The sequence below is a fragment of the Pseudomonas sp. GZJR-8 genome, from assembly GCF_002916705.1.
GTDB classification, from domain to species: Bacteria; Pseudomonadota; Gammaproteobacteria; order Pseudomonadales; family Pseudomonadaceae; genus Aquipseudomonas; species Aquipseudomonas synxantha_A.
The window spans coordinates 163,303-187,776 of record NZ_JXSI01000009.1 but is presented as its reverse complement, the minus strand read 5'-3'; the positions used below and the strand labels follow the sequence as shown (position 1 = coordinate 187,776).

The 24,474-nt window shown below is 59.8% G+C and carries 21 protein-coding genes and 1 pseudogene; 11 read left to right on the top strand and 11 right to left on the bottom strand.

Going from position 1 to position 24,474, the window contains the following annotated elements:
* Positions 1-8: 8 nt before the first annotated feature.
* Both thiE and TK42_RS18660 read right to left on the bottom strand, forming a co-directional pair.
* Positions 9-632: a thiamine phosphate synthase gene (thiE, locus tag TK42_RS18665; protein WP_032879317.1), complete on the bottom strand. Its 624-nt coding sequence runs from the start codon at positions 630-632 to the stop codon at positions 9-11.
* A 32-nt stretch (positions 633-664) separates the two neighbouring features.
* Positions 665-1,462 carry a hydroxymethylpyrimidine/phosphomethylpyrimidine kinase gene (locus tag TK42_RS18660; RefSeq protein ID WP_103734874.1) on the bottom strand — a complete coding sequence of 266 codons (798 nt, stop codon included), beginning with the start codon at positions 1,460-1,462 and terminating at the stop codon, positions 665-667.
* 275 nt (positions 1,463-1,737) lie between these two features.
* Between TK42_RS18660 and TK42_RS18655 the strand changes: the two genes are divergently transcribed.
* From TK42_RS18655 to TK42_RS18640, 4 genes are all read left to right on the top strand, one after another.
* The gene (locus tag TK42_RS18655) at positions 1,738-4,137 is read left to right on the top strand and encodes a hybrid sensor histidine kinase/response regulator (protein WP_103734848.1); all 2,400 of its coding nucleotides are present in this window, start codon (positions 1,738-1,740) and stop codon (positions 4,135-4,137) included.
* A gap of 68 nt (positions 4,138-4,205) precedes the next feature.
* Positions 4,206-5,864 carry an acyl-CoA dehydrogenase family protein gene (locus tag TK42_RS18650; protein ID WP_103734847.1) on the top strand — a complete coding sequence of 553 codons (1,659 nt, stop codon included), beginning with the start codon at positions 4,206-4,208 and terminating at the stop codon, positions 5,862-5,864.
* Between the two features lie 75 nt (positions 5,865-5,939).
* Positions 5,940-7,412, top strand: a complete 1,473-nt coding sequence (amn, locus tag TK42_RS18645; RefSeq protein ID WP_164699529.1) for an AMP nucleosidase — start codon at positions 5,940-5,942, stop codon at positions 7,410-7,412.
* 71 nt (positions 7,413-7,483) lie between these two features.
* Positions 7,484-8,116 carry a pseudouridine synthase gene (locus TK42_RS18640; RefSeq protein WP_005791693.1) on the top strand — a complete coding sequence of 211 codons (633 nt, stop codon included), beginning with the start codon at positions 7,484-7,486 and terminating at the stop codon, positions 8,114-8,116.
* Here the strand turns inward: TK42_RS18640 and TK42_RS18635 are convergent.
* Together TK42_RS18635 and TK42_RS18630 are read right to left on the bottom strand one after the other, a co-directional pair.
* Positions 8,111-8,320: a DUF2788 domain-containing protein gene (locus tag TK42_RS18635; RefSeq protein WP_025999909.1), complete on the bottom strand. Its 210-nt coding sequence runs from the start codon at positions 8,318-8,320 to the stop codon at positions 8,111-8,113. The two genes, TK42_RS18640 and TK42_RS18635, sit on opposite strands and share 6 nt — an antisense overlap.
* 193 nt (positions 8,321-8,513) lie before the next feature.
* Positions 8,514-8,993 carry an Lrp/AsnC family transcriptional regulator gene (locus TK42_RS18630; RefSeq protein ID WP_003194418.1) on the bottom strand — a complete coding sequence of 160 codons (480 nt, stop codon included), beginning with the start codon at positions 8,991-8,993 and terminating at the stop codon, positions 8,514-8,516.
* 416 nt (positions 8,994-9,409) lie between these two features.
* Here TK42_RS18630 and TK42_RS18625 point away from each other — a divergent pair, with 416 nt between their 5' ends.
* Complete coding sequence (locus tag TK42_RS18625) at positions 9,410-10,366, top strand: DUF6515 family protein (protein ID WP_032879324.1); 957 nt, start codon at positions 9,410-9,412, stop codon at positions 10,364-10,366.
* On the opposite strand, the gene TK42_RS18620 is transcribed toward TK42_RS18625, so the two are convergent.
* Together TK42_RS18620 and TK42_RS18615 are read right to left on the bottom strand one after the other, a co-directional pair.
* On the bottom strand, positions 10,363-11,256 hold the full coding sequence (locus tag TK42_RS18620) for a cation diffusion facilitator family transporter (protein ID WP_103734846.1): 894 nt from the start codon (positions 11,254-11,256) through the stop codon (positions 10,363-10,365). The genes TK42_RS18625 and TK42_RS18620 overlap by 4 nt on opposite strands.
* A gap of 9 nt (positions 11,257-11,265) precedes the next feature.
* Positions 11,266-11,685: a hypothetical protein gene (locus TK42_RS18615; protein WP_005791686.1), complete on the bottom strand. Its 420-nt coding sequence runs from the start codon at positions 11,683-11,685 to the stop codon at positions 11,266-11,268.
* A gap of 318 nt (positions 11,686-12,003) precedes the next feature.
* On the opposite strand from TK42_RS18615, the gene TK42_RS18610 reads away from it, so the two are divergent.
* The 5 genes and pseudogenes from TK42_RS18610 to TK42_RS27395 form a co-directional block, all read left to right on the top strand.
* Complete coding sequence (locus tag TK42_RS18610) at positions 12,004-12,654, top strand: hypothetical protein (RefSeq protein ID WP_103734845.1); 651 nt, start codon at positions 12,004-12,006, stop codon at positions 12,652-12,654.
* Positions 12,655-12,708: 54 nt separating this feature from the next.
* Positions 12,709-15,219 carry an ATP-dependent helicase HrpB gene (hrpB, locus tag TK42_RS18605; protein ID WP_103734844.1) on the top strand — a complete coding sequence of 837 codons (2,511 nt, stop codon included), beginning with the start codon at positions 12,709-12,711 and terminating at the stop codon, positions 15,217-15,219.
* A 128-nt stretch (positions 15,220-15,347) separates the two neighbouring features.
* The gene (locus TK42_RS18600) at positions 15,348-15,920 is read left to right on the top strand and encodes a hypothetical protein (protein WP_005791681.1); all 573 of its coding nucleotides are present in this window, start codon (positions 15,348-15,350) and stop codon (positions 15,918-15,920) included.
* 13 nt (positions 15,921-15,933) lie between these two features.
* Complete coding sequence (locus TK42_RS18595; RefSeq protein ID WP_103734843.1) at positions 15,934-16,359, top strand: hypothetical protein; 426 nt, start codon at positions 15,934-15,936, stop codon at positions 16,357-16,359.
* A 262-nt stretch (positions 16,360-16,621) separates the two neighbouring features.
* A pseudogene (locus tag TK42_RS27395) lies at positions 16,622-16,690 on the top strand (hypothetical protein); the annotation flags it as partial.
* Positions 16,691-16,774: 84 nt separating this feature from the next.
* Here TK42_RS27395 and TK42_RS18590 read toward each other — a convergent pair.
* From TK42_RS18590 to TK42_RS18575, 4 genes are all read right to left on the bottom strand, one after another.
* Positions 16,775-17,731 carry a TauD/TfdA family dioxygenase gene (locus TK42_RS18590; RefSeq protein ID WP_103734842.1) on the bottom strand — a complete coding sequence of 319 codons (957 nt, stop codon included), beginning with the start codon at positions 17,729-17,731 and terminating at the stop codon, positions 16,775-16,777.
* A gap of 31 nt (positions 17,732-17,762) precedes the next feature.
* Positions 17,763-18,500: a TSUP family transporter gene (locus TK42_RS18585; RefSeq protein WP_005791677.1), complete on the bottom strand. Its 738-nt coding sequence runs from the start codon at positions 18,498-18,500 to the stop codon at positions 17,763-17,765.
* Between the two features lie 330 nt (positions 18,501-18,830).
* A complete protein-coding gene (locus TK42_RS18580; protein ID WP_103734873.1) occupies positions 18,831-21,287 on the bottom strand; it encodes a membrane-bound PQQ-dependent dehydrogenase, glucose/quinate/shikimate family in 2,457 nt (818 codons plus the stop codon).
* A gap of 219 nt (positions 21,288-21,506) precedes the next feature.
* Positions 21,507-22,409: a GntR family transcriptional regulator gene (locus tag TK42_RS18575; protein ID WP_005791674.1), complete on the bottom strand. Its 903-nt coding sequence runs from the start codon at positions 22,407-22,409 to the stop codon at positions 21,507-21,509.
* Positions 22,410-22,598: 189 nt separating this feature from the next.
* On the opposite strand from TK42_RS18575, the gene TK42_RS18570 reads away from it, so the two are divergent.
* Complete coding sequence (locus tag TK42_RS18570; protein WP_103734841.1) at positions 22,599-23,366, top strand: hydroxypyruvate isomerase family protein; 768 nt, start codon at positions 22,599-22,601, stop codon at positions 23,364-23,366.
* 3 nt (positions 23,367-23,369) lie between these two features.
* Here the strand turns inward: TK42_RS18570 and TK42_RS18565 are convergent, their stop codons facing one another.
* Positions 23,370-24,458 carry an endonuclease/exonuclease/phosphatase family protein gene (locus TK42_RS18565; protein ID WP_103734840.1) on the bottom strand — a complete coding sequence of 363 codons (1,089 nt, stop codon included), beginning with the start codon at positions 24,456-24,458 and terminating at the stop codon, positions 23,370-23,372.
* Between the last annotated feature and the right edge of the window lie 16 nt (positions 24,459-24,474).

Sequence of the window (24,474 nt, the reverse complement as noted above, 5' to 3'; positions counted from 1 at the left end):
CTCTGAAATCAGATTTTAAGAAGGGCATTGAAAGCACGGGCGCGTCGCGTGACTTCCTGAGTACTGTCGGCGCCGAATAAACCGTGCACCACGGCCAGCAGGTCGGCACCGTGGGCCACCAGCGGTTCGGCGTTGTCCAGGGTCACGCCGCCGATCACGCAGATCGGCAGCTGCAAGCGCGTGCGGGCCTCGGCCAGCATTTCAACGGTGGCGGCAGGTGCGCCGGGCTTGGTGGTGGAATTGAAGAAGCGCCCGAAGGCGACATAGCTGGCGCCTTCCTTGGCGGCCTGTTCGGCCAGTTCGATCTGGCTGTGGCAGGTAGCACCGATGATCGCCTTGGAACCGAGCAGCGCACGGGCCGGGGTCAGCGGACCATCGGTCTGCCCCAGATGCACGCCCACGCCCAGGCGCGCGGCGAGTTCGGCATCATCGTTGATGATCAATTGAGTCTTGTAGCGCGAGCACAGTTCATACAGCTTTTCGGCTTCACGCAGGCGCCGTGCCTCGTCGCTGCTTTTGTCGCGGTACTGCAACAGTGTCACGCCGCCGTCCAGCGCCGCTTGGACGTAGGCGAGGAACTTGCCGGCCAGGAGCTGGCTGTCGGTAATGGCGTAAAGGCCACGTAGTTTCATCGGGCAAGCCCCTTGCTGTGACAAGCGATAAGTTACGAGCAGAAATCCAGCGGCAGCCGGCGCGGCACGAACTGGCCCTGGCCCAGTTGCTCGGCGTCACGCAGGGTGCGCCAGGTGTAGTTGAGGGCCGATTGCACCGCGCTGGCCAAACCTTCGCCCTGGGCGATGCGCCCGGCCAGGGCGCTGGCCAAGGTGCAGCCCGAACCGTGATAGCTGCCGGGCAAGCGCTGGCAGGTAAAGGTATGGCGCGTGCCGTCGCGGCTGTACAGGCGGTTGTGCACTTCATGTTCGTCGCCATGGCCGCCGGTGATCAGCAGGTGCTTGATGTACGGCAACAGTTTCTCGGCGCACTCGTCGGCAGTGCCGTCTGGCAGTTCGGCCAGGATGCGCGCTTCCGGCAGGTTGGGCGTGGCGATCAGCGACAAGGGCAACAGCCGCTCGCGCATCGCATAGCCGACCTCGTCCTTGCCCAGGCTACCGCCGCCGCCGGCGCGCAGCACTGGGTCGCAGACCACCGGCAGATGCGGGTGCGCCTGCAGCAGTTCAACCACCGTATCGACCATGGCGGTGGAACCGAGCATGCCCAGTTTGACGGCCGCGACTTCGGAGTCGCCGAGCACGGCATTGGCCTGGGCCATCACCCAATCACGGTCGAGCACGCGGAAGTCGCTGACATTGACGGTGTTCTGCACGGTCAACGCTGTGACGGCCGGGGCCGCGTGGCAGCCCTGGGCGAGCAGGGCTTCGATATCTGCCTGCAAGCCGGCGCCACCACTGGGATCGTGGCCGGAGAGACAGAGGACAACAGGGCGAGAGCTGTAGATATTCATGGTGCGCGAGCTTACCACCAAACGCTTTTTGCGTGGCCGTCTGACGATGGTTGAAGTGTGAGCGCTGGAGCAGCGCTTTTCTGGCGATTGAAACAGCATGAAAATCCTCTGAAGGCCTTGATGTAGAGCCTTTCAAAAAAATAGTTCAATGGTGTCCAATGGCCTTTAATGGCTATGCTAAAGTGCATTCAAACAACTTACTGTATCGCCGGTGTACGTCTTCTCAAAAGGATGGGGGGCTTTTGACATAACCGGACAGGCCACGCTGGGGCTCTATGCGCTATTTGCTGATCTTTATATTGTGCGGGCTACCCTTGCTCGCCGGCGCCGTCGAGTTCAACCAGGACACGCGAAGCCTGCCGCTGGGCCAGGTCATGCAAGTGCTCGAAGATCCAACCGATGCCCTCACCATTGCCGATGTCAGTTCCCCCGCCTACGCCGCCCAGTTCAAGACCCATGACAAAGCCACCCTCAACGCCGGCTATTCGCGCTCGGTGTTCTGGCTCAAGGTCAACCTGCATTACAGCGCAACAGATCCTCGTGCACCGCGCACCTGGTTTCTGGAGTTGGCTTATCCGCCGCTCAATCGCCTGGACCTGTATCAGAGCGACGGCACCGGTCACTACCGCCTGACCGCCCGCACCGGCAGTGCATTGCCGTTTTCCAGCCGTGAAGTGAGCCAGAGCAATTACCTGTTCAAGCTCAATTTTGCGCCCGATCAGCAGCAGACCCTGTACCTGCGCTTGCAAAGCCAGGGCTCGATCCAGGCGCCGCTGACCCTGTGGGCGGGCACGGCGTACCTGGAAGAACAACCGCTGCGCTTGTATGTACTCGGGGCTATTTATGGTGTGCTGCTGGGCATGCTGATCTACAACCTGTTCATTTACCTCAGCGTGCGCGACACCAGCTACCTCTATTACATCCTCTATATTGCATCGTTCGGCTTGTACCAGCTGTCGGTCAATGGCGTCGCGGTGCAGTACTTCTGGCCGAACAACCCGTGGTGGGCGAATGCGGCGGTGCCGTTCCTGATCGGATCGGCGGCATTGTTCGGCAGCCTGTTTGCCCGCAGCTTCCTGCACACCGTGCAGCACAGCCGCTGGATCGACCGGATCCTGCTGGCGCTGGCAGCGTGCGGCGGCGTGGTGATGGCGCTGGCGCTGTTGACCAGCTACGCCGTGGCCCTGCGCCTGGCCACCGGCCTGGCGCTGGTGTTCACCGTGACCATCTTTGTCGCCGCGATCAAGGCCTGGTACTGCGGGCAGCGCATGGCGCGCTACTTCATCATCGCCTGGTCGGCGTTCCTGCTGGGCGGAGTGGTCAATACGCTGATGGTGCTGGGCTACCTGCCCAACGTGTTCCTGACCATGTACGCCAGCCAGCTCGGCTCGGCCATTGAAGTGGCACTGCTGTCCCTGGCCCTGGCCGACCGCATCAACGGTATGCGCGAACAGCAGGCGCAAATCCTCCTCGACGCCAGCCAGAAGCTCGAAGCGCTCAACCAGCAACTGGCCCGCAGTAATCGCCTCAAAGACGAGTTTCTCGCCACCCTGACCCACGAACTGCGCACGCCGATGAATGGGGTGATTGGTTCCCTGGAATTGATGCAGACCGTGCCGTTGGGCGAGGACCTGGCGCAGTACCAGCAAACCGCCGCGGGCTCGGCGCGGGACATGATGCGCATGGTCAACGGTATCCTCACCCTGACCGAGTTGCAGGCCGGTCGGATGGTGGCCCAGCCGCAAGCGTTCAGCCTGCGCGGTGTGCTCGACACCTTGCGCCAGCAGTTCACCCCCAGCGCGCAGAGCAAGGGCCTGGCGTTTTCCATTGATGTTGCCGATGAGTTGCCGGACCGGGTGATCGGCGATGCCGACAAACTGCTCCAATGCCTGGATTGCCTGCTGGACAATGCATTCAAATTTACCCAACTCGGCGCTGTGCGCTTGCGCGTAGTCGGGGTGCCCGAAGGGGAGGGTGCACTGCACCTGAGCTTTATTGTCACCGACACCGGTATCGGCTTCGCCTTTCTCGATGAGGCCACGCTGTACCAGCGCTTCTTCCAGCTTGATGGCTCGATGACTCGCGAATACGGCGGCCTGGGCATTGGTTTGGCGATTTGCCGGCAGTTGATCGAGCTGTTGGGTGGGCGCCTGACCCATCATTCGGAGCCGCGCAAGGGCAGCCGTTTTCAGTTGGAGGTGGACGTCAGCGTGGTGCCTGCGCAACCCAAGCCGAGCGGGCAAGCGCAGCCCAGGCAGCGTGCGCCCCAGGATTGCACCGTGTTGCTGGTGGACGACAACAGCGTCGGCCAGTTGGCGGTGCGTGGCATGTTGCTCAAACTCGGCTACCGGGTGAAAACCGTAGATAACGGCCCGGCGGCACTCGCGGCATTACAAGGCAATCGCTTCGATGCGGTGCTGCTCGACGTGCCGGAGGGCGGCTTCTCATTGTGCTGTCAGATTCGTGCACTGCCCGACTGTGGTGAGTTGCCGGTGATCGCCTTGAGTAGCTCAAGTGATGGACCAGAGCGTGAACGCTGCCATGGCATCGGCATGACTGATCGCCTGGCTAAACCGGTGCGGTTCGAAGCCCTGCAAGGGGTGCTGGAGCGCCGCGTGTTGCGCTTGGGTGAGGGCGAAAGCGCCGGGCATTCGGCGGGTATGCCACTGTTTTAAGCGTGAGGTCGGTGCTTAACTGAATTCAAGGCCCCTCTTTCACGTGGCCTTTTTCCAGGAGGCCCGTCATGAACCTGCATCAGTTTGCCGAAACCCACGACGTCACCAATCAGCCACCGTCCTTGGACGGCACCAACCTGTATCGCATCGACTTGCCCCTGCAGCAATGGTCGCGTCGCTTTGGCGCCGGCTGGGCCGAATCGCGTATCGATGCCTACGGCGCGCTGGCCGGAGGGCCGTTGATGGCAGCCGGGTTCCTGGCCAATCAGAACAAACCGGTGTTCAGCAGCCATGACCGTTATGGTCATCGCATTGACCTGGTGGAGTTTCATCCGGCTTATCACGAACTGATGTGCACTGCTGTTGAGCATGGCCTGCCGTCGCTGCCCTGGGCTCACCCGCAGCCCGGCGCCCATGTGGCCCGTGCGGCAGTGACCTACCTGCACAGCCAGGCCGAGGCCGGCACCGGTTGCCCGCTGACCATGACCTTCGCCTGCGTTCCGGCCTTGCGCCTGCAACCGGACCTGGCAGATCGCTGGTTGCCGAAAATCCTTTCGACCCAATATGACCCACGCAACGTCGGCATTGCCCACAAAGCCGGCGCCACCATCGGCATGGCCATGACCGAGAAGCAGGGCGGCACCGACGTGCGGGCCAACACCACACGCGCTTATCCGGTGGGCGCGGGTGGGCCCGGCCAGGCCTATGAACTGGTGGGCCACAAGTGGTTCTGCTCGGCACCGATGTGCGATGGCTTCCTGACCCTGGCCCAGACCGACAAGGGCCTGACCTGTTTCCTGCTGCCCCGGCACCGCCCGGATGACACGCGTAACGAGTTCTATATCCAGCGCTTGAAGAACAAACTCGGCAACTGCTCCAACGCGTCCAGCGAAGTAGAGTTTCGCGGCGCCCTGGCCTGGATGGTCGGTGAAGAGGGCCGGGGTGTGCCGACCATCATCGAAATGGTCGCCATGACCCGCTTCGATTGCATGGTCGGCTCCAGCGCCTTGATGCGCCAGGCGTTGACCCAGGCCAGTCATCACTGCGCGCACCGCCTGGTCGGTGGCCGCGTGCTCAACCAGCAGCCGCTGATGCAGAACGTCCTGGCCGACCTGGCATTGGAGAGCGAAGCGGCCCTGGCCTTGAGCCTGCGCATGGGGCGCGCCCTGGATCATCTTGAAGATGAACAGGAAGCCAAGTTCGCTCGGCTGGTCACGGCGGTGGGCAAGTATTGGATCTGCAAGCGAGCGCCCGCGATGATCAACGAAGCCGCCGAATGCATGGGCGGCGCCGGGTATGTGGAAGACAGCATCTTGCCGCGTCTTTACCGTGAGGCGCCGGTGAACTCGACATGGGAAGGTTCCGGCAATGTGCAATGCCTAGACGTACTCCGCGCCTTGTCCAAAGAGCCGGGCGTGCTGGAGGTGCTGTTTGTTGAGTTGGGAGACGGCCATGGTGACAAGCAACTGGCGCGGCATATCGAGCAGTTGAAGTCGGCGTTTATGGACACCCAGGACATTCAGTACCGTGCGCGGCAGTTGACCGAGGATATTGCCGTGGCGTTGCAGGCCAAGTTATTGCTGGAGGCAGGAAATGCGGCGGTCAGCGACGGGTTTATCGCCAGCCGGTTGGGCGAATCGTCGGGGCGGGTATATGGCACCTTGCCGCGTGGGGTGGATGTAGAAGCCATAGTCGCGCGCTCAACCCCGCCATCTCCCATATTTTAAGGTGCATTCCAATCCGGCTGTTTCGGTGAGGCCGGGATACAGGCAAGATAAAGGCCTGCAAGTCCAGAACACAGGATGCTTACCGTGACCGAAGCTTTTGTTGTCGTTAAAACCGCCGAAGAAGCCGTGGACCGGCTGGCGGCTCTGCATGAGCAAGCCACCGGCGCGCTCAATCAAGCCCTCAAGCAATACCTCAAGGACCGCGTCGAGCCCGACGCCGCACAACGTGCACTGTTTCGCTACCCGGAACTGCGCCTGACCTACCACTGCCATGGCGAAGTCCCACAGACCACCCGTGCATATGCCAAGGTGCAACTGCCGGGTACCTACAGCGTCACCGTGACCCACCCCGCCGCGTTTCGTAAGTATCTGCTGGAGCAACTGGTGCCGCTGATGCACGACTTCACCGTCACGGTGGAAGTGGGCGTCAGCCAGCAGAACATTCCGTACCCGTATGTGGTGGAGCAGGGCGACGAACTGGCCGGCTCCGGCGTGACCGCCGCGACCCTGGCCCGCGTATTCCCCAGTACCGACCTGTCCGCCGCCACCGACGGCATTGCCGATGGCCTTTACGACTGGGAAAACACCGACCCGCTGCCCCTGGCATTGTTCGACGCGGCGCGCGTGGACTTTTCCCTGCGCCGCCTGGTGCATTACACCGGCAGCGATTGGCGCCATGTACAGCCGTGGATCCTGCTGACCAACTACCACCGCTACGTTGACCAGTTCATCCTGCACGGCCTGGAACAACTGCGCAGCGACCCGCGTTTTATCCGCATGGTGCTGCCGGGCAACGTGGTCATCGACAAGAGCATGGACCACGGCGAAGCTTCGGCGATTGCCGCCGGCGTGGTCTGGCATCGCTACCAGATGCCGGCGTATCACCTGCAAGCCAGTGACGGCCACGGCGTGACCCTGGTGAACATCGGCGTGGGCCCGTCCAACGCCAAGAACATCACCGACCACCTGGCCGTGTTGCGCCCGCATTGCTGGCTGATGATCGGCCACTGCGGCGGCCTGCGCCAATCCCAGACCATCGGCGACTACGTACTGGCCCACGCCTATATGCGCCGTGACGGGATTCTTGACCGCGTGGTACCGCCGAACATCCCGATCCCGGCCCTGGCCGAGGTGCAGTTGGCGCTTCAGCAAGCGGCGGCCCACGTCACTGGCGAAAAAGGCGAAGAGCTGAAAAAACGCCTGCGCACCGGTACCGTGCTGACCTATGACGACCGTAACTGGGAATTGCGCTGGGCCCAGGAACGGCCGCTGATCAACCTGTCCCGCGCCGTGGCCGTGGACATGGAAAGCGGCACCATCGCCGCCCAGGGTTACCGTTTGCGCGTGCCTTACGGCACCTTGTTATGCGTATCCGACAAACCCTTGCACAGCGAGATCAAGCTGCCGGGTTCGGCCAACGCGTTCTACGAGCGTGCGGTCAGCCAGCACTTGAAGATCGGCATCGAGGCGGTCGACCTGTTGCGCACCGAACTCAACTCGTTGCACTCGCGCAAACTGCGCAGCTTCGACGAGCCGCCGTTCCGCTAAGCGGTTGGGATGGTCATTTGGCGGTCAGGCCACTAGCATTGTCGGTCCTGACCGTTAGATGTTTCTTTGCCATGTCCCGTCCTACCCGTCCCGATTCGCGCCGCCCAGGCGTGAAACCTTCGCAGCCTGTTCGGCGTGTCGCCAAGGCGCCACCGGCCGAGCCGAAGCTGATCCTGTTCAATAAGCCGTTCGACGTGTTGACCCAGTTCAGCGACGAAGGCGGTCGCGCGACCCTCAAGGATTTCATCGACATTCCCGGTATTTACCCGGCCGGGCGCCTGGACCGTGACAGCGAAGGCTTGCTGCTGTTGACCAACGATGGCCAGCTTCAGGCGCGCATCGCCGACCCCAAGCACAAGCTGGCGAAAACCTACTGGGTGCAGGTGGAAGGCGAGCCGACCGAAGAACAGCTGCAACGCCTGCGCGATGGCGTCGAACTGAACGACGGCATGACCTTGCCTGCCGAGGCCCGTCAGTTGGATGAGCCGGCATTATGGCCGCGCAACCCGCCGGTACGTTTTCGTAAAAGCGTGCCCACCCATTGGCTGGAATTGGTGATTCGGGAAGGACGCAACCGTCAGGTTCGGCGCATGACTGCCGCCGTGGGCCTGCCGACGCTGCGCCTGGTGCGCGTGCGCATTGGTGACTGGTCTATCGACGGCCTGGATCAAGGCCAATGGAAAGCAGTACCGGCGCGCCTATAAAGCGCCGGACTCGATCAAGCCGATCACCACGCTCTTGATGATGAACGCGGCCACGCCCAGGCCCAGCACGAAAAACAGAATGAATGAGCCAAAGCGCCCGGCCTTGGATTTCTTCGCCAGGTCCCAGACGATAAAGCCCATGAAAATGATGAGGATAGTGACCAGGCCGGTCATCATCCATTCTTCAAACAGGGCGGGGTCGATGTTGTTCATGGGGCTCTTCCAGCAAGACAAGCGAGCAGTATACGGCAGCGTTACAGACGCAACATTGACCTGAGTCGAAGCACAATCCAAATGTGGGAGGGGGCTTGCTCCCGATAGCGGTGGGTCAGTTGATAAATGACTGACACTCAGTCATCGGGAGCAAGCCCCCTCCCACATTTGAATCTCTGTGTTCTCAGGTGCGCAGGTGGGTCAGCGGCAGTTCGGTGCTGTTGAGTACCTGGTTGAGCACAAAGCTGGAACGCACGCTGGTCACCCCTTCGATGCGGGTCAGATGGCCCAGCAGCAGTTTCTGGTAATGGTCCATATCCGGCACCACCACCTTCAACTGGTAGTCCGCGTCCATCCCGGTCACCAAACTGCATTCCAGCACTTGCGGCAAGGTGCGAATGGCGGCTTCAAAATTCTCGAAACGCTCCGGCGTGTGCCGGTCCATGCCGATCAATACGTAGGCCGTAAGGCTCAGGCCGAGCATCTTGCGATCCAGCAGGGCGACCTGGCGGGCGATATAGCCGTCGTCTTCCAATTGCTTGACCCGGCGCGAGCAGGGCGAAGGCGACAGGCCGATGCGTTCGGCCAGCTCCTGGTTGGAGATCCTCGCGTCGCGCTGCAATTCCGCCAAAATACTCAGGTCGTATCGGTCAAGCTTGCTCATTGGGTTGGCCTTTGTCGTAACTATTGCGGTGAATTATCCATGAAGGGTTAAAAATTGCGCAAGCACTGTTTATTGACGCAATCTTCGCAATCATCTGTCCGCCCGGCACGCCTATGATTACCAACAGAATCACCGCCTGGACAACAGTCCACAGCAGCGCGCCCAATCAGGCCCGCTGCGGCCGCCGCCCCAGCAGGGTTGAGCCGGCCTCCAGGCTGCACACTGTCCACAAGACGGCGTGAGGTGAGCCAACGTCAAAAGCGTTGAGCACGGACGAAATTCTCAAGGGGTGGCCGACGGGTCACCCCTTTTCTTTTGCCTTGAGAAAATAGTGCCCACGACTGATAACCTGCGTGAGAACCGGGTGAGGCTTTTCCAGTCTCATGTGTAGGCCCTAATCCGCAGTGAGGAAAAGCATGAAGCGCATCTGGCGTATGGCAGGTGTTGGTTTGCTGGTGGCAAGCGTCGGCACGCAGGTAATGGCCGACGAGCGCGATAACTCACCGGGCCCGGGTCAACGGCCTGAGCACAATCAGCCACGTCCACAAAACCCGCAGGATGATCGCGGCGGCCAGCACGAGGGTGGCCAATGGCAAGGTCGCCCGCAAGGTCATGAGCCAGGGCGACCTGCACCGCAACCTTCCAATAACCTGCCGATCCAGGGCCGGCCCGATACGGTGCGCCAGACTCAGGAACCGCGCCAGGGTTATTACCGTGATATCCCCAGGCGCCCCGATGACAATCGGCATTGGGAGGCTGGCGGCCCCGGTTCGCGTCCGGGTAACGATCGCCCCGGTGATAACCGCTGGCCAGGCCGCCCCGACGGGCATGGCAACGGCTGGGGTCCGGGCCCGCAACATCGCCCTGGTTATGTCATCGACCGTTTTCCCGACCGCAATTACCGCGTGCCTTACCGTGGCCAGGACTACTTTTTCTCCGGCGGCTACTGGTATCGCCCCCAAGGCCCACGCTACGTGGTGGTGACACCACCCTATGGCATCCGTGTGCATTACCTGCCGGACTATGCGCGTGAAGTATGGGTAGGGGGCTCGCTGTTGTTCCTTGCCGCTGGCGCGTACTACGCCTATGAGCAAAGCACCCAGCAATACGTGGTGGTGCAGCCTCCTGCGCAAGTGCCATCACCCCAGCCGGCGCCGCAAGGCAACGGCTATGACGTAGTGGCCTACCCTGCCAACGGCCAATCGCCGGCGCAGGTGCAGCAGGACGGCTACGACTGTTATCGCTGGGCGGTGCAGCAAAGCGGCTTCGACCCGCGCACCGTCACCTACGCCCCGGACCCGGCGGTGGTGCAAACCTACCGCCAGGCCCAGGGCAACTGCCTGGGCAGTCGTGGGTATCAGGTGCAGTACTAGGTTTTGTTGCCGGTGACCACTTCCAGCGGGTCGGCGTGCACCAATACTTCGGCTTTCGGGTATTCCCGGTGAATGGCGTCGGCGGCCTGGTCGCTGATGCCGTGAGCCACCGACAGCGTCAATTCCCCCGGCAACTCCAGGTGCAGCTGCACAAACCAGTGGTTGCCGGAAACCCGCGTACGCAAGTCGTGGGCCCCCAGCACGCCGGGTACGCCACGAGCCAGTTCCAGCATGTGCTGGCTGACATCTGACGGTAACTCTTCGTCCATCAACACCGCAAAGCTTTCGCGGGCGATCTGGATCGCGCTCCACAGAATATAGGCGGCGATACCCAGGCCAAACCAGGCATCGACCTGATGAAAGCCAAAACCGGCCAACACCAGCGCAATCAGGATGCTGCCGTTGAGCAGCAAGTCCGAGCGGTAGTGCAGCGAGTCGGCGCGCACCGCGTTGGAGCCGGTCTCGCGCACCACGCGGTGTTGCAGCATCAGCAGGGCCACGGTCAGCGCCAGCGACAGGATAATCACGCCAATGCTCAGCCACGGTGCGCCGACCGGCTCCGGATGCTTGAGCCGTTCAAAGGCCTGGAGCGCAATCAGCACCGCACTGCCGGCAATAAACAAGGCTTGCGCCATGCCCGCCAGCGACTCCGCCTTGCCGTGCCCGTAACGGTGATCGTCATCGGCCGGGCGCAGGGCGTAATGCACGGCCAGCAGATTCAACAGCGAGGTCACGCCGTCGAGCAGCGAGTCGGTCAGCCCGGCGAGCATACTCACCGAGCCGCTGAGCCACCAGGCGATGGCCTTGGTGATAATCAGCACACTGGCCACGCCCACCGAGGCGCGGGTGGCCAGGCGCAGAAGCCTGGCGTGTTCGGGACTGCTGGTCATGGGCTGTCCTTACGCGGCGGGCTGCAGGCCCAGGGACGCGAGTTGTTGCACGCTGCCCTTGAACTGGATCAGACGCGGGTCGTCCAGCGGCAAGCTGCGGCCGGTTTCCTTCTCAATGATGCTTTGCAGCTTGGCATTGTCGACCTTGCCGTCGGCGCCGATGGCTTCGTGCAATTTCTCGGGCGCGACCTGGGCGGTCTTGCCGGGTTCGTAGTAGATCGCGCCCGTGGCGAAGTCGACCCCAAACGCGATCAGGCCCGGGATCACGTAGAACAGCAGGCCGACGGCATCGAGCACGGCAATGGCCGGGTCGATCTTGCCGTCGATCTGGCCACGGCGGTCGGGGTAGAAAATCGAGCCGCAGGCGGTGAGTTGGCTCAGCAGGGTGACGGCGAGGACACCGCCGATGACACGGGAAGCGATACGCATGAAAAAGTCTCCTGAACACTATTTAAGGGTGACTATAAGCCAGATCTGCCAAACGCTTATGAACCAATGTGGGAGCTGGCTTGCCTGCGATAGCGTCGGTTCGGGGAATACAGCGGTGACTGTCACACCGCTATCGCAGGCAAGCCAGCTCCCACCTTTGACTGCATTCCCAGTCCAAAGAGTGGGTATTTTTGAGACCTGCATCGGCATCCGGCAGTTCGCCGTTATACTCGCCGTCCTGTCTGGACGCCAATGGTGTTCAAGCTTTCCTGTTTGCAGACGAAACACTGTGCAGTTTACAAAAATCAAGGAAGGATGATGACTGAAGAGCAGCAGGCAAACACACTTTATAACCGGACTTTTTGTGAAGATCTGAAAGCTTTTTTCGTCGAATACTCCAGTTTGTTCCTGGTGTATTTGTTGTTTTCCATGGCGTTGATTTACTGGGGCACTTGTCTGAAACCCGAAGTTGGCGAGCTCTTGAACAAAGCTTACGGTGAAGGACTGGCACCTATTTCTATCGCAGTACTAATGGTCATAACCTGTCTGATCATCGGTATCACCCGTCTTATTGCACCCGTTTCATATGCAGCAAAGGAGCATTGGCTGGTGATCATGGCCTTGGCCCTGACGAAATTCATGATCAGCTTGATGGTTACTTATTACGCTTACCTGTTGGGGTTTCTTGCTGCCTGCAGGTTGCTTGAATTTCCCGTCGACATTGTGCTGTGGAAAGGGGCTTTTATTTTTCCGCTCTTTATATTCTTCATCCACTGGGCTGCGCCGCGAGTGTTCTTTGACTCGTTTCATTCAAATGTCGATTTGGATATTGTTTTAAGTCTTGGGACCCTTGGCGTCGGGGCCATCGTGGTTTTTGTGTGTCTCTATCAAAAACCTGAAGAGAGCTCCGACGAAAAGCAGGACGTCAACTCGATGGTCATGTGTTGGTATGGACGGCCCATACATTAGGCAGTCGCCGGATCGGTTACGCCTCTTAACTGCGCGGATTGCCAGAGAACCCTTATGAATTCGTTGCCGATCGATGATGTTTTACCCGCCCTGCGTGACGCCTTGGCGCATCGCCATGAAGCCGTGCTGGAAGCGCCGCCTGGCGCCGGTAAAAGCACCCGCGTGCCGTTGGCCTTGTTGCATGAGCCGTGGCTCGCCGGGCAAACCATCCTGATGCTCGAACCCCGGCGCCTGGCCGCACGGGCCGCCGCCGAAAGACTGGCCAGCGAGCTGGGTGAAAAGGTCGGTGAGACCGTGGGCTACCGCATTCGCCTGGACAGCAAAGTCGGCCCCAACACGCGTATCGAGGTGGTGACCGAAGGCATCCTCACTCGCCGCCTGCAGGACGACCCGGCATTGGATGGCGTGGGCCTGTTGATCTTCGACGAATTCCACGAGCGCAGCCTCGACGCCGACCTGGCGCTGGCCCTGAGCCTTAACGGGCGCGAGCTGTTTCGCGACGACCAGCCGCTGAAGATCCTGCTGATGTCCGCCACTCTCGAAGGCGAGCGCCTGGCGGGCTTGCTGGATGACGCGCCGATTCTGCGCAGTGAAGGGCGCATGTTCCCGGTGCAGATGCGCTGGGGCCGGCCGTACCAGGCCGGGGAGTTTATCGAGCCGCGCGTGGTGCAAACCGTCCTCGAAGCCCTGCATGACGAGACCGGCAGCGTGCTCGTGTTTTTGCCGGGGCAAGCGGAGATTCGCCGGGTCAACCAGCAACTGGCCGAGGCCTTGGGTGATCGCCCGGATGTGCTGTTATGCCCCCTGCACGGTGAGCTGGACCTCAACGCCCAGCGCGCCGCCATCGACCCGGCGCCGGCCGGCAAGCGCAAAGTGGTGCTGGCCACCAACATCGCCGAGACCAGCCTGACCATCAACGGCGTGCGCGTGGTGATCGACGCCGGGCTGGCGCGGGTGCCACGTTTTGACCCGGGCAGCGGCATGACGCGCCTCGACACCCAGCGCATCTCCCGTGCCAGCGCCACCCAGCGCGCCGGTCGGGCAGGGCGGTTGGAACCGGGGGTGTGTTATCGGTTGTGGTCCGAAGACCAGCATGACGGTTTGGCCGCCTATGGCAGTGCGGAAATTCTCGCCGCCGACCTGGCCGGGCTGGCCTTGCAACTGGCGCGTTGGGGCGTGACGCCCAGCCAGTTGGTTTGGCTGGACATCCCACCGACTGCCGCCTATGCCCAGGCTCAGGAGCTGTTGCAACGCCTGGGTGCATTGAACGAAGCAACCCTCACCGCCCATGGCCAGAAGATGGCCGAGCTGCCGGCCCACCCGCGTATTGCCCATCTGTTATTGCGTGGCCAGGACCTGGGGCTGGCTGCCATGGCCTGTGACGTGGCAGCCCTGTTGGGCGAGCGCGATATCCTGCGCGGCGGCGGTGCCGACTTGCACAGCCGCCTGGCGCTGATGGCCGGTGAAGAACGCGCACGCGGCACTCAGGGTGGCGTGCAGCGCGCCAAGCAGTTGGCACGGCAATACCGTGGCTACCTGCGCGGCAAGGCGACCCAGCCGGTGGACAATCCCGACCACCCGCGCTGGCTCGGCGCCTTGCTGGCACTGGCCTACCCGGACCGCGTCGCCCAGCAACGTCGCCCCGGTGGCGCTGAATATCGCCTGGCCAATGGTCGCGCGGCGCTGTTTGCCGAAGCCGACAGCCTGATGAAACAACCCTGGCTGGTGATCGCCGACCTGGGCAGTCGCCAGGGCCAGCGCGAAGAACGCATCTACCTGGCGGCGGATTTTGATCCGGCGTTGTTCGACACGGTGCTGGCCGAGCAAGTGCGCAATGTCGACCAACTCGACTGGGACGAACGCGAAGGCGTCTTGCGTGCCGAGCGCCAACGCAAAGTCGGTGAGTTGGTACTCAGCCGCGAACCGCTGACCGGCCTCGACGAATCCGCCCGCAGCCAGGCGCTGGTCAACCTCGTGCGCCGCAAAGGCCTGGAACTGCTGCCCTGGACTCCGGAACTGCGTCAGTGGCAAGCCCGTGTGATGCTGTTGCGCCAACTCGACGCCGGCAACACCCGCGAGTGGCCCGACATCAGCGACAAGGCGCTACTGGCCAGCCTCGAACACTGGTTGATGCCTTACCTGGGCAAGGTCTCGCGCCTCAGCCATTTCGCCAACCTGGATATTTCCAGCTACCTGCATAACCTGCTGCCCTGGCCATTGCCCCAACGCCTGGAAGAGTTGGCGCCGCAGCATGTGAAAGTGCCGTCGGGATCATCGGTACGCCTGGACTACAGCGAGCAGCCGCCGATTCTGGCGGTGCGCTTGCAGGAATTGTTCGGGCTGGCAGACACCCCGCGTATCGCCGGCGGGCGCCTGGCCGTGAAGTTGCACCTGCTGTCCCCGGCGCGGCGGCCGGTGCAGGTCACGCAGGATCTGGCGAACTTCTGGCGCAGTACCTACGCCGAGGTGAAGAAGGATTTGAAGGGGCGGTATCCGAAGCATTACTGGCCGGATGATCCGTTGGTGGCCGAAGCCACAGCACGGGCAAAACCTCGAGGCACCTGAGCAGTAATGGCAGCGCGCCATTAGCCCATCCGCCCTAATTGTGCCTGTCCGAGCCGCCTCCTAAAGTGGCGGCCCGAACAATAACAAGTTGCTGCCTGGCAACGTGTACCCAAGGAACGGAACTGCCCATGTCATTTCTCTTCAAGTTCAAGAAGTTGATCTTCTTGTCGGCTGCGCTGCTGTTTGCCTCCAATTCGGCAAATGCCGAAGAGCCCAATCCGATTGGTGACTGGTGGATTATCTACGGCAACGGCGTGGCCCAAAAAAACATCATGTACGTCGCCGATGCCACGTCGGTAGTGCCTTCTGAAAAAACTAAAGGCGCGACCATGGTCGCGGTGACCCTGGTTTATGAAGAGCCCGGCAAACCAATGATCGACGTGTACAACCTCGAAGCCCAGTGCTCTACGGGCAAAGTGCGCTTTATCAATGGCCAATCCGTCGAGCGTCTGGCTTACACCCTGCGCCATCTGAAAGTTGCCAATCAATGGCAAACCCCGAAAGAGTTCTGGGTACAGCAAGCGCTGAAGTTTGCCTGTGCGCCGGGCAGTCGAGCTAAAAACGACATGGCCGCCGTGGGCAAGATGGAATACCTGCAGATGATCGAGATGCTGCAGCAGATGTTCTTCAAACTCGCACCGATTCAGGAAAAGAGCCAGATGATGGACAACATCGACAGCCTGCTCGAACTGAATAAATAAGCCGGGACAGCCAATGACTTACATACGCTTATTGTTAACCACTCTGTTGGCCGTCTTGCTCTTGACTGGCTGTTCCACTATTGCGCAAAGCCGCTGGGAAGGGCGTGATATGCAGGAAGCGCTGGACTTGTTCGGCAAACCCGATTCGATCAAAAAGGAACTCGGTTCGAACGGCGAACCCTTGGCGGTGCTGACCTGGTACAAGTCCGCGAGCTGGACCACCACCGAAGCGGCCGGGACATCAATGACCCATACCGGTAATGGCATGGTGTACACCGAACACTATCAACAAGTCGGGCACAGTTCCGATTGCAAATTGCAGGCGAAGATCAATCAACAAAAGAAGATTGCGCAGTTCCTGATCGAAGATGGACGAATTCTTCATGGCAAGTGCACCAATGTCAGGTATGTCCCCGGTTATATTCCCCCAGGAATGTGAGCGGTCTTCGCGGTCAGGGGCCTTGTGCCGTCATGGTGTATTGGGGCCAGAGGGGCGTGGTTGGCTTTTGAATGTCAATGTTTTCCCGTCTGAGCTCCCTTCGCTATGCGCCGTGGTGTGTCAACCCTCTATAAAATCCCCTTTCCAAATGTCAATCCGTCATAGCGTGATTGACAGTCAACGGTGTTTCTCACGCAAACCTCATAAGCCCGGTAAGTCAGGGGCTACAACGCTGTCAATGTCGAAGGTGCTAGGTGGTACGAAGCATTACTGGCCGGATGACCCGTTGGTGGCCGAAGCTACGGCCCGGATCAAACCCAGAAAGCCTTGAATGTAAGTAACTCCCCAGTCGTTTTGATGACTGGGGGGTTACCTGAAAGCGTTGAATCACAGCAAGGAGGTTGTCTTGAAGGGCTTAAAGCGCTTCAAGCGCACTGTCAAATTGCTTATGCGCGTCTGGCAGCGATTTGCTCGCTTGGGCGTGGATGCCGCAGGTGTACTCGATGAACGAATGCCCGGCGGTTTCAGACTGGGCAATATTGTAGTTCTGAAAGGGCAGCATGGCCCTGCGCACAGGGGACTGATTCAGGATGTTCTTGAATGTGGTGCTCGCATCATCAGCGATCCACAGCCTTCTTACTTTTCTCTGCTGGTTGCCATCGATGAATTTATGCCGGGCATGCAGGACCCGCAGGTTATCCATCACCAGAATGTCCCCTGGCTCAAGGCTGATGGGGGTAATGTAACGCTCGTTGGTGGAGTAGTGGGTCTGGATGTATTTAAACGCCGCGTTGGCCCATTCGGGAATAAACGCAGTGCTGTCATATCGGTAGCGAATTCTTAACGTTTCGTCATCGATTTTTTCAAAGACTGCGCAATCGATGGACAACAAGTCGTCGCGGCAGTAAGTAACACTGCCGCTGGTCATCAAAATTTTTAATGTCTCGGCGTTATTGGCAAGCAGGTCATTGTAGATTTTCTGCCCATCTACCAGGAAGTTGTCGCCGCCAAATTCAGGCTTTGAAACGCACTGGAGAATGACGAATTTGGGTGGCGTGATTTTTTTCGCAGTGCCCTCTACGTAGGCGATGCCATTCAAGAATGACCCATCGGTATGCGGGAAAAAATCGCTCGACAGTTCGCCATGATAATCATCCTTGAAACGTTGCCAGTCCTTGTTGATCGGCTCGCCACCGCCCACCACGCCATGTTCATCGGACTTGGTATGAAACTGAATCAGCCCGAACTTGCCGGCGGTCTCTCTAAAGGCTTCCAGAGAGTGGTCTTGAGGCTTGATAACGCAATATCCATGCTCTTTCAGAAACGTCGAGATTTCTTTGGTTTCAAAAAAATCAAACTTACGTGTGCTCATTTCACGCTCCTTGTTTTATTGGAAGAACTTTTTACAGGCCGTTGAAAAAATGATCGAAGATCATCTTCAAACCAAAAAACGTCACCCCTGCCTTTAACAGCATTGCGCCGACACGCTGCGATATACGGTCTCTGAGAAAGCCGCCCAGGTACGAACCCAATGTGGAGGCGGTAATCATGATGATGATCAGGTTGGCGTAATCCATGAACGCAAAACCTGCAATAACAAAGGCGGCGACCTTGAGCCCGTGCAGTACGCTCATTTGCATGGCGTGGGTGACAATGACTTCGTTTTTATTAATATTCATCTTCATCAGGATGGGCTGCGATATCAAACCGGTTACGGCCACGAACAGTGAAAGGAAGGTTTGAAAAAAGCCCACCAGGGCAAAGTTTTTAAATATAAAACCCAGGCGTGCGACGATCTTGGTCCAGGTGATGGCCAGGATGAAGAAGCCGAGAATCAGTGATAAATATTGCTCGGGAAATTTGCCGATGAAGAAGTAACCGATGAACGCGCCGACCAGGCAGCCGATAACGTATTTAGGCAGGATTTCCACTTTTGCACTTTTGAAGTCAAACGCGAATCGACTGGCGTTGCTGACCATTTGAATCAAGCCGTGAACCGGTACAACCGCAGAAATGGGGATGAATTGAGGCATAACCGCAAGCAGTCCAATCCCGCCGCCCACGCCAATGGCAGCCGTCATGAATGACGTAATAAAACTGACGCCCACCAATAGATACAAACCATCAGAAAGTTCGAGCATTGTTAATTCCTATCCAATTTTATAAAACGTAAAGCATATATATCGATGCGCAGGCTTCTCACCGGCTGAGTAAACCGGGCGCAATCGCCTGCGAGCGCGCTGAGAGAGTCAGGCGCTTTGAATCTGGCGTAGAAGTGGGTATTGCTACGTGAATAAAGGGCAGCAGTGATGGCCGCTACTTATAAATTTCCCGCGATAAGTCATTAGCCTGTCATCACTCTGAAGTGATGCGACACGTGCCAGAAACTACGCCATGACTGAGGGGGGTAGAACATGTATATGTTTTACCCACCGATACGCTCATGGCGAGCCTCTCTTGCAGCACTCGATTTACTGCTCAGGCAGGGCCCAGGCGATGATGCTGTCACCTAACTTGGTTGGGATTCGGTCATGACCGCCAACCACCGCCACCACGTACTGTCGACCCTGGCTCATGTAGGTCAAGGGCGAAGCCTGATTGCCTGCCGGGAGGCGTTCTTCCCAGAGCAGCTCACCGCTTTCGCTGTTGTAAGCCCGCATGAACCGGTCAATAGCGGCGCCGATGAACGTCACGCCGCCAGCGGTTGTCACGCCGGTTGCATCACTCGGCGTACCGATTTCGAAGCGCATCTTGGAGGCGATCCCCCAAGGTCCACTGTCATAGCCTGTGCCGAACGGGCGGCTCCACACGACATCGCGAGTGCGCAGGTCGATACCGGAGATAAAGCCCCAGGGTGGCGCAATACAAGGCTGGTCCAGGGATGACATCCACGGGTCTTTAATTGCGCCGTAAGGTAGCCCGGCCTGGACGCGGAAGCCCTGGGCGTTGCCCGGCGACTCCTGGAACGACTTGGCATTGATGGCGTCGAGTTGTTCGCGCGGTACCAGCCCCTGCATATAAGGAAGGCGCTGGTTGTTGATGATCAGCAGCCCTCGCTTGAGGTCGACCATCACACCGCCCCAGTTCAAGCCGCCATGATGGCCGGGGAAGATCAGGCTTTGCTGGCCCACGACCGGCGGGGTGAAGATCCCTTCGTAGCGTGCCTGGCGAAATTCGAGGCGACATTGCATCTGATCGAAAGGCGTCAGGCCCCAGGCATTGGCTTCGGTCAGTACTTCCGGTGTTTTCGATGGACGCCCCATGGTGCTCGGCATATCAGGGGACAGTGGCTGGGTGGCTGCGGTGTAGTCTCCCGGGGCGGTGCCCTGTGGGACAGGAGCTTGCACGATATCCACCAGTGGTTCGCCGGTGGCGCGGTCAAGCACGAACAACTGGCCGGATTTGGTCGCCTGGATCACGGCCGGGCGTGGCCCGGCAGCCGTCGGAAAATCAATCAGGCTGGGTTGCGGGCTCAGGTCGTAGTCCCATAGATCATGGTGGACTGTCTGGAAGTGCCAGCGGACTTTACCGGTGGTGGCGTCCAGTGCGACCAGGGACGAGCTGAACGTGTCTTCTTGTGCTGTGCGGGTGCCGCCATAGAAGTCGCCCGCTGCGTTGCCGGTGGTGACATACACCAGGCCAAGTTCATCGTCGGCCGACAGCGGTGCCCACGAGTTGGGGGTGCTGAGGGTGTAGGTCTCGTTGTTACCCGCGGGGGCGTTGGTGTCTGGCCGGCCCAAATCCCAGGCCCACTTCTGTTTGCCGGTTACTGCATCGTAGGCGCGCACCACGCCCGAGGGGGCAGGGCGCACATCCGAGTCGAGTACTCGGCCACCGGTGATCACCACCCCGCGAATGACCAGAGGGGCAGACGTGATACCCGTCGAACCTTTTCTGAAAATGCCCAGCCCGTCTTTCAAATCAGCAAAGCCTGCGTTGCCGAAGTCGGGGCACGCCTGGCCGGTCAGGGCGTCTACCGCGCCGAGGCGAATATCATTGGTGCCCCAAATGATACGCGAGGCGCACAAGCCAATGGCATTGGGGACTTCGAAATAAGAAACACCACGGCAATAGGCGCCGCCATTGGCGAAGTAGTCCAGGTCGACTTTGGAGTCGAATCGCCAGTTCTCCTTTCCAGTGGTGGCATCCAGGGAAATGATGATTTGCTTGGGGGTGCAGGTGTAGAGCGAGTTACCCACCTTGATCGGCGTGGCTTCGTTCAAGTACTTGGTTTTCTCACCGGGTTGCTTCACGTCGCCGTGGTGGTATTCCCAGGCTTTGACCAGGCCCGACACATTCGAAGGCGTGATTTGCGACGCGGCTGAATAGTGGTTGCCCAGGTTGGAGCCTGCATAGGCGGTCCAGTTGGTCTCGGTGTGTGACGCGGCAATATTGCCGTCTGGAGAGGCGACAGAACTGCGGCTGAAGGCGGCGGCGGGGCGTGTGGTGGCAAGCGTCGAGTCGGCAAGGTGAACGCTTGTGGGGAAGAACAGCGGCACCAGGATGGTAGCCCCCATCACCAGCGGCAGCACACCCATAATGGTGAAGTAATGACTTTTTCTGACCTTGGCGAAATCACGCCGTACCACGGGCCAGAACGCCAGGAACGGCACGCTGAGAACCGCCAGCCAGGCCAGGCGTGGAATATAGGCCCAGCCATCGTAACCAGACTCCCACACCGCCCAGGCATAGGTGGCCACAGAGGCTGCGCCATAAAGGTAGAGGCCCAGGGACTTTTTCAGGCCCAAGAGGATGGCCGATAACAACAGCGCGGTGCCCATCATCGCGTAATAGGGTGACCCGCCCGCGGCCATCAGCACGCCGCCTTTATAGGCCAGCATCACGCCAAGCAGGGCAACCACTGTGTTGTACACCCCGAACAGGAGGTTTGAGACTCCCGCTGCACTACCCAACGTCCTTTCGTTCATGGCCACCATCCCTGTGCGATTCGTTACGGATCCGAGTCCGAGCGGCGCGCATGATTGCCTATTGTTGTAACGAAATACAATATGTAGTGAAAAAATTAACTGTTTGGTGATTTTTTTGTATTCTGTTTTGATCAGAAACAATTGTGCTAGGCTGCTTGGCCCGTTATTGGGCGCGGTGATGGCGAAGCTGCGGCACTGACGGGTAGTCAGTGACGTGCTCTAGATTTGGCTTTCTTCTGGCACTGCGCGTTGATCAGTCTTGAGTCGGCCGACTTGATCCAGGTGGCGCCAGAGAAACTGTGCGGCTTCTTCACGCCGATCAGACTCGATGAGGTCGAGCAAATGGATGTGTTCCTGGCATTGCGCCTTAAGACGCGTGCGATCAATGTTGGCCTTGTAGCCCATAAAGCGCCTGAGCTGATTCTGGTGGCGTATGGCGTCGATGAAAAAAACATTGCCGGAGCACTGCACGATCATTTCGTGAAACTGGGCCCCCAGCTGGAACAGTTGCGCGCGGGACAAGGTCTGGATCTCGCCGTCGATCAAGGCCTGTTGCTGTTGCCTGGCCTGGGCAAACGCGGCGTGATTGACCTGATAACCGGGCTCAAGCAGCGCCGCCGGTTCGATGGCCATCCGGAAACGGTAGCTATGAATATGCGCCTGCGTGTTATGCACGAAGTCCTTGAGGCCCCACCCTTGGCCTGGCTTACGCTCCACCATGGCTTCGCCGGCCAACCGGTTCAGCACCTTGAGCAACTGCCCCCGGGGCACCTCATAGCGTCGCAACAACTGCGCTTCGAAAAAGTGCGCCGGTATTTCTCCGCTCAGAATGTCGTCGACCACGCGAAGGTAAAAGTCCTCGAACGGATCGCTGGCGCAAGGGACTGCGGCTTCCTGAATCTGCCCGGCACCTTGTTTGAGGAAATAGCCACGATTGGGCTCTTGAATGGCAAGGTCCCACTCGGCGAGCAAGGCAAAAACCCGCCGGATCGGCGAGCGCGACACCCCGAGCGCTTGCGCAAATGTCTGCTCGCGCAAGGGCTCACCGGCTTTCATCGAACGGGCGCGAACCATGTCGATGACGCGTGGGGCCAACTGCAGGGCGAGGTCTTTCTTGATCACAGGTTTTATTCCGAATGGTTAGCTTCAGTCCGTTCCCGTCGGGGCAGATGCCCCCACCGCACTGGAGTGGGAAAATACCATACGAAGAGCATGAGTATTTGCACTGACCACTTTCAATAGCGCGGCGCTGGAGCCGCGAATGAGGCTCCAGGCTGATGATTTGTTTATTCCCAGGATGGATAGTTACCCATGCTCAAATTCAATGCTCACCTCGGTTTCCAGTTCAACGAATTGCCTTTTCTGCAACGCATCGAAGCCGCCGCCGCTGCCGGTTTCAGGGCGGTGGAGTTCCCATCGCCCTATGAATTTGACGCCAGCCTGCTCGCCGATCACCTGGCTCAATACAACCTGCCGTTGATTCAGTTCGCAGCGCCGGCAGGTGTTACCAAAGGCATCGCTGCCTTGCAGGGCAAGGAGCAGGAATTTCGCGATGGGCTGCGCGAGGCGGCCCGCTATGCGAAGGCGCTGAACTGCTCGGATGTGCACATCATGTCTGGCGTGACCACGCCCCAGGATGAGAGCGCGCCTGCCTACGCAAGTAACCTGGAATACGCGGTCAAGTACCTCGAAGATCAGGGTTTGCGCGCGCTTATTGAAGTGATCTGCCCGCAGGCGATGCCCGGCTATTACATGTCTGACTTCAACAAGGCGCAACAGGTGCTGGAAACCTTTACGAGTGTCGGGCTGATTCTGGATCTTTACCATGCCCAGCTTTTGACCGGCGACGCAGCCGGGGTACTGGCGCAGTTTTACGACAGGACCGTCCATGTACAAATCGCCGACAACCCGGGGCGTCACGAGCCGGGCACCGGGACCATGGACTTTGCCGCCTTGTTCGCGGCGCTGGAGCAGCGTGGCTACCGAGGATGGATCGGCTGTGAGTACCGCCCATCCGGCACCACGGTTGAAAGCCTTGAGTGGCTTAAGCCGCTGCGGGCCCAGGCGTTGAAACCCTAGGGGTTATTGCGCGGCAGGCAGCAGGAAGCGGGCGATTACCGGCAGGTGGTTGGAAATACGCAACGTATCGTCTTGGCGCACCTTCGCCTCCACGCGTTTGATCCGCGAGCTGTAGAACAGGTAATCCTGGGTGCGATCCGGGCCATCAAGGCTTGGGTCGTTGGGGAAGTGCGTCAGCCATTTCTCACGGTCGATGCCACTGGATTGGCTGTTGCTGGGAATCATCGGGTATTTGTCCCACAGCAGATGCAACTCACTGTCCGGCGAGTACTGGCCGCGCTTGCCAGCGTCCAGGCGCAGGAACTGGCCCAGTGGCAGCAGGTTGAAATCCCCGCCAATCAACCAGGGTGTGCCGCGACCTTCGAGTTTATCCAGCAGTTTTACCGTGCTTGCCACTTGCTCCTGCACCGCGCTGCGCCCAGGTGCGCCGCCGTCCAGGCGGGTGTTGAGCACCGCCAGTTGGCCGCCATCGCTCAAGGGCAGATATGTCAGCAGCAGAGCTGGCTTGGGTTGGAACTGGCGGCTGATGACGTTGGCATCGGCGGTCGGCAATTGCAGGCGCTCGGCGTGCTCGATCTGGTAGCGGCTGAGTGTCGCCAGCTTGCGCCCGACGCTGCCGAAGATATGCAGGCTGGGCACAAAGTCGGCTTTCCAGTCGAAGGCCTGGGCGCTGCACGGGTAGAGGTCGACCAGGCGCTCCTGCAATAGCGCAAGCTGGTCCTGATAGTGGGACGGTTTGGCGCCTTCGTCGAGCTCCTGCAACAGCAGGATGTCGGGTTGTTCGTCGCGGATCACCCGGGCCACTTCGTCGAGGCTGAAGGCCATGTCTTCGACGGTAGGGCGATCGTCCGGGCCGCTGCCGTCCGGGGTGTCGTACCAGAACACGTAGTTCTTGCCGGCCAGGTATTGCACATTCCAGGTCATGACCTTGAGCGCCTGCCCCGGCAGCAGCGTCGGCGCACGGGGTGCCACGCAGCTGACGGGCAGGGTTTCTTTGTCGGCAGGGCGCCAGGTCAGGCTGTAGATCAGCGCGGCCAGCAGGCCGGCGATGATCAACAGGCTCAACAGGGTGATGCGCAATAAACGGGTCATCGGCTCGGCTTATATG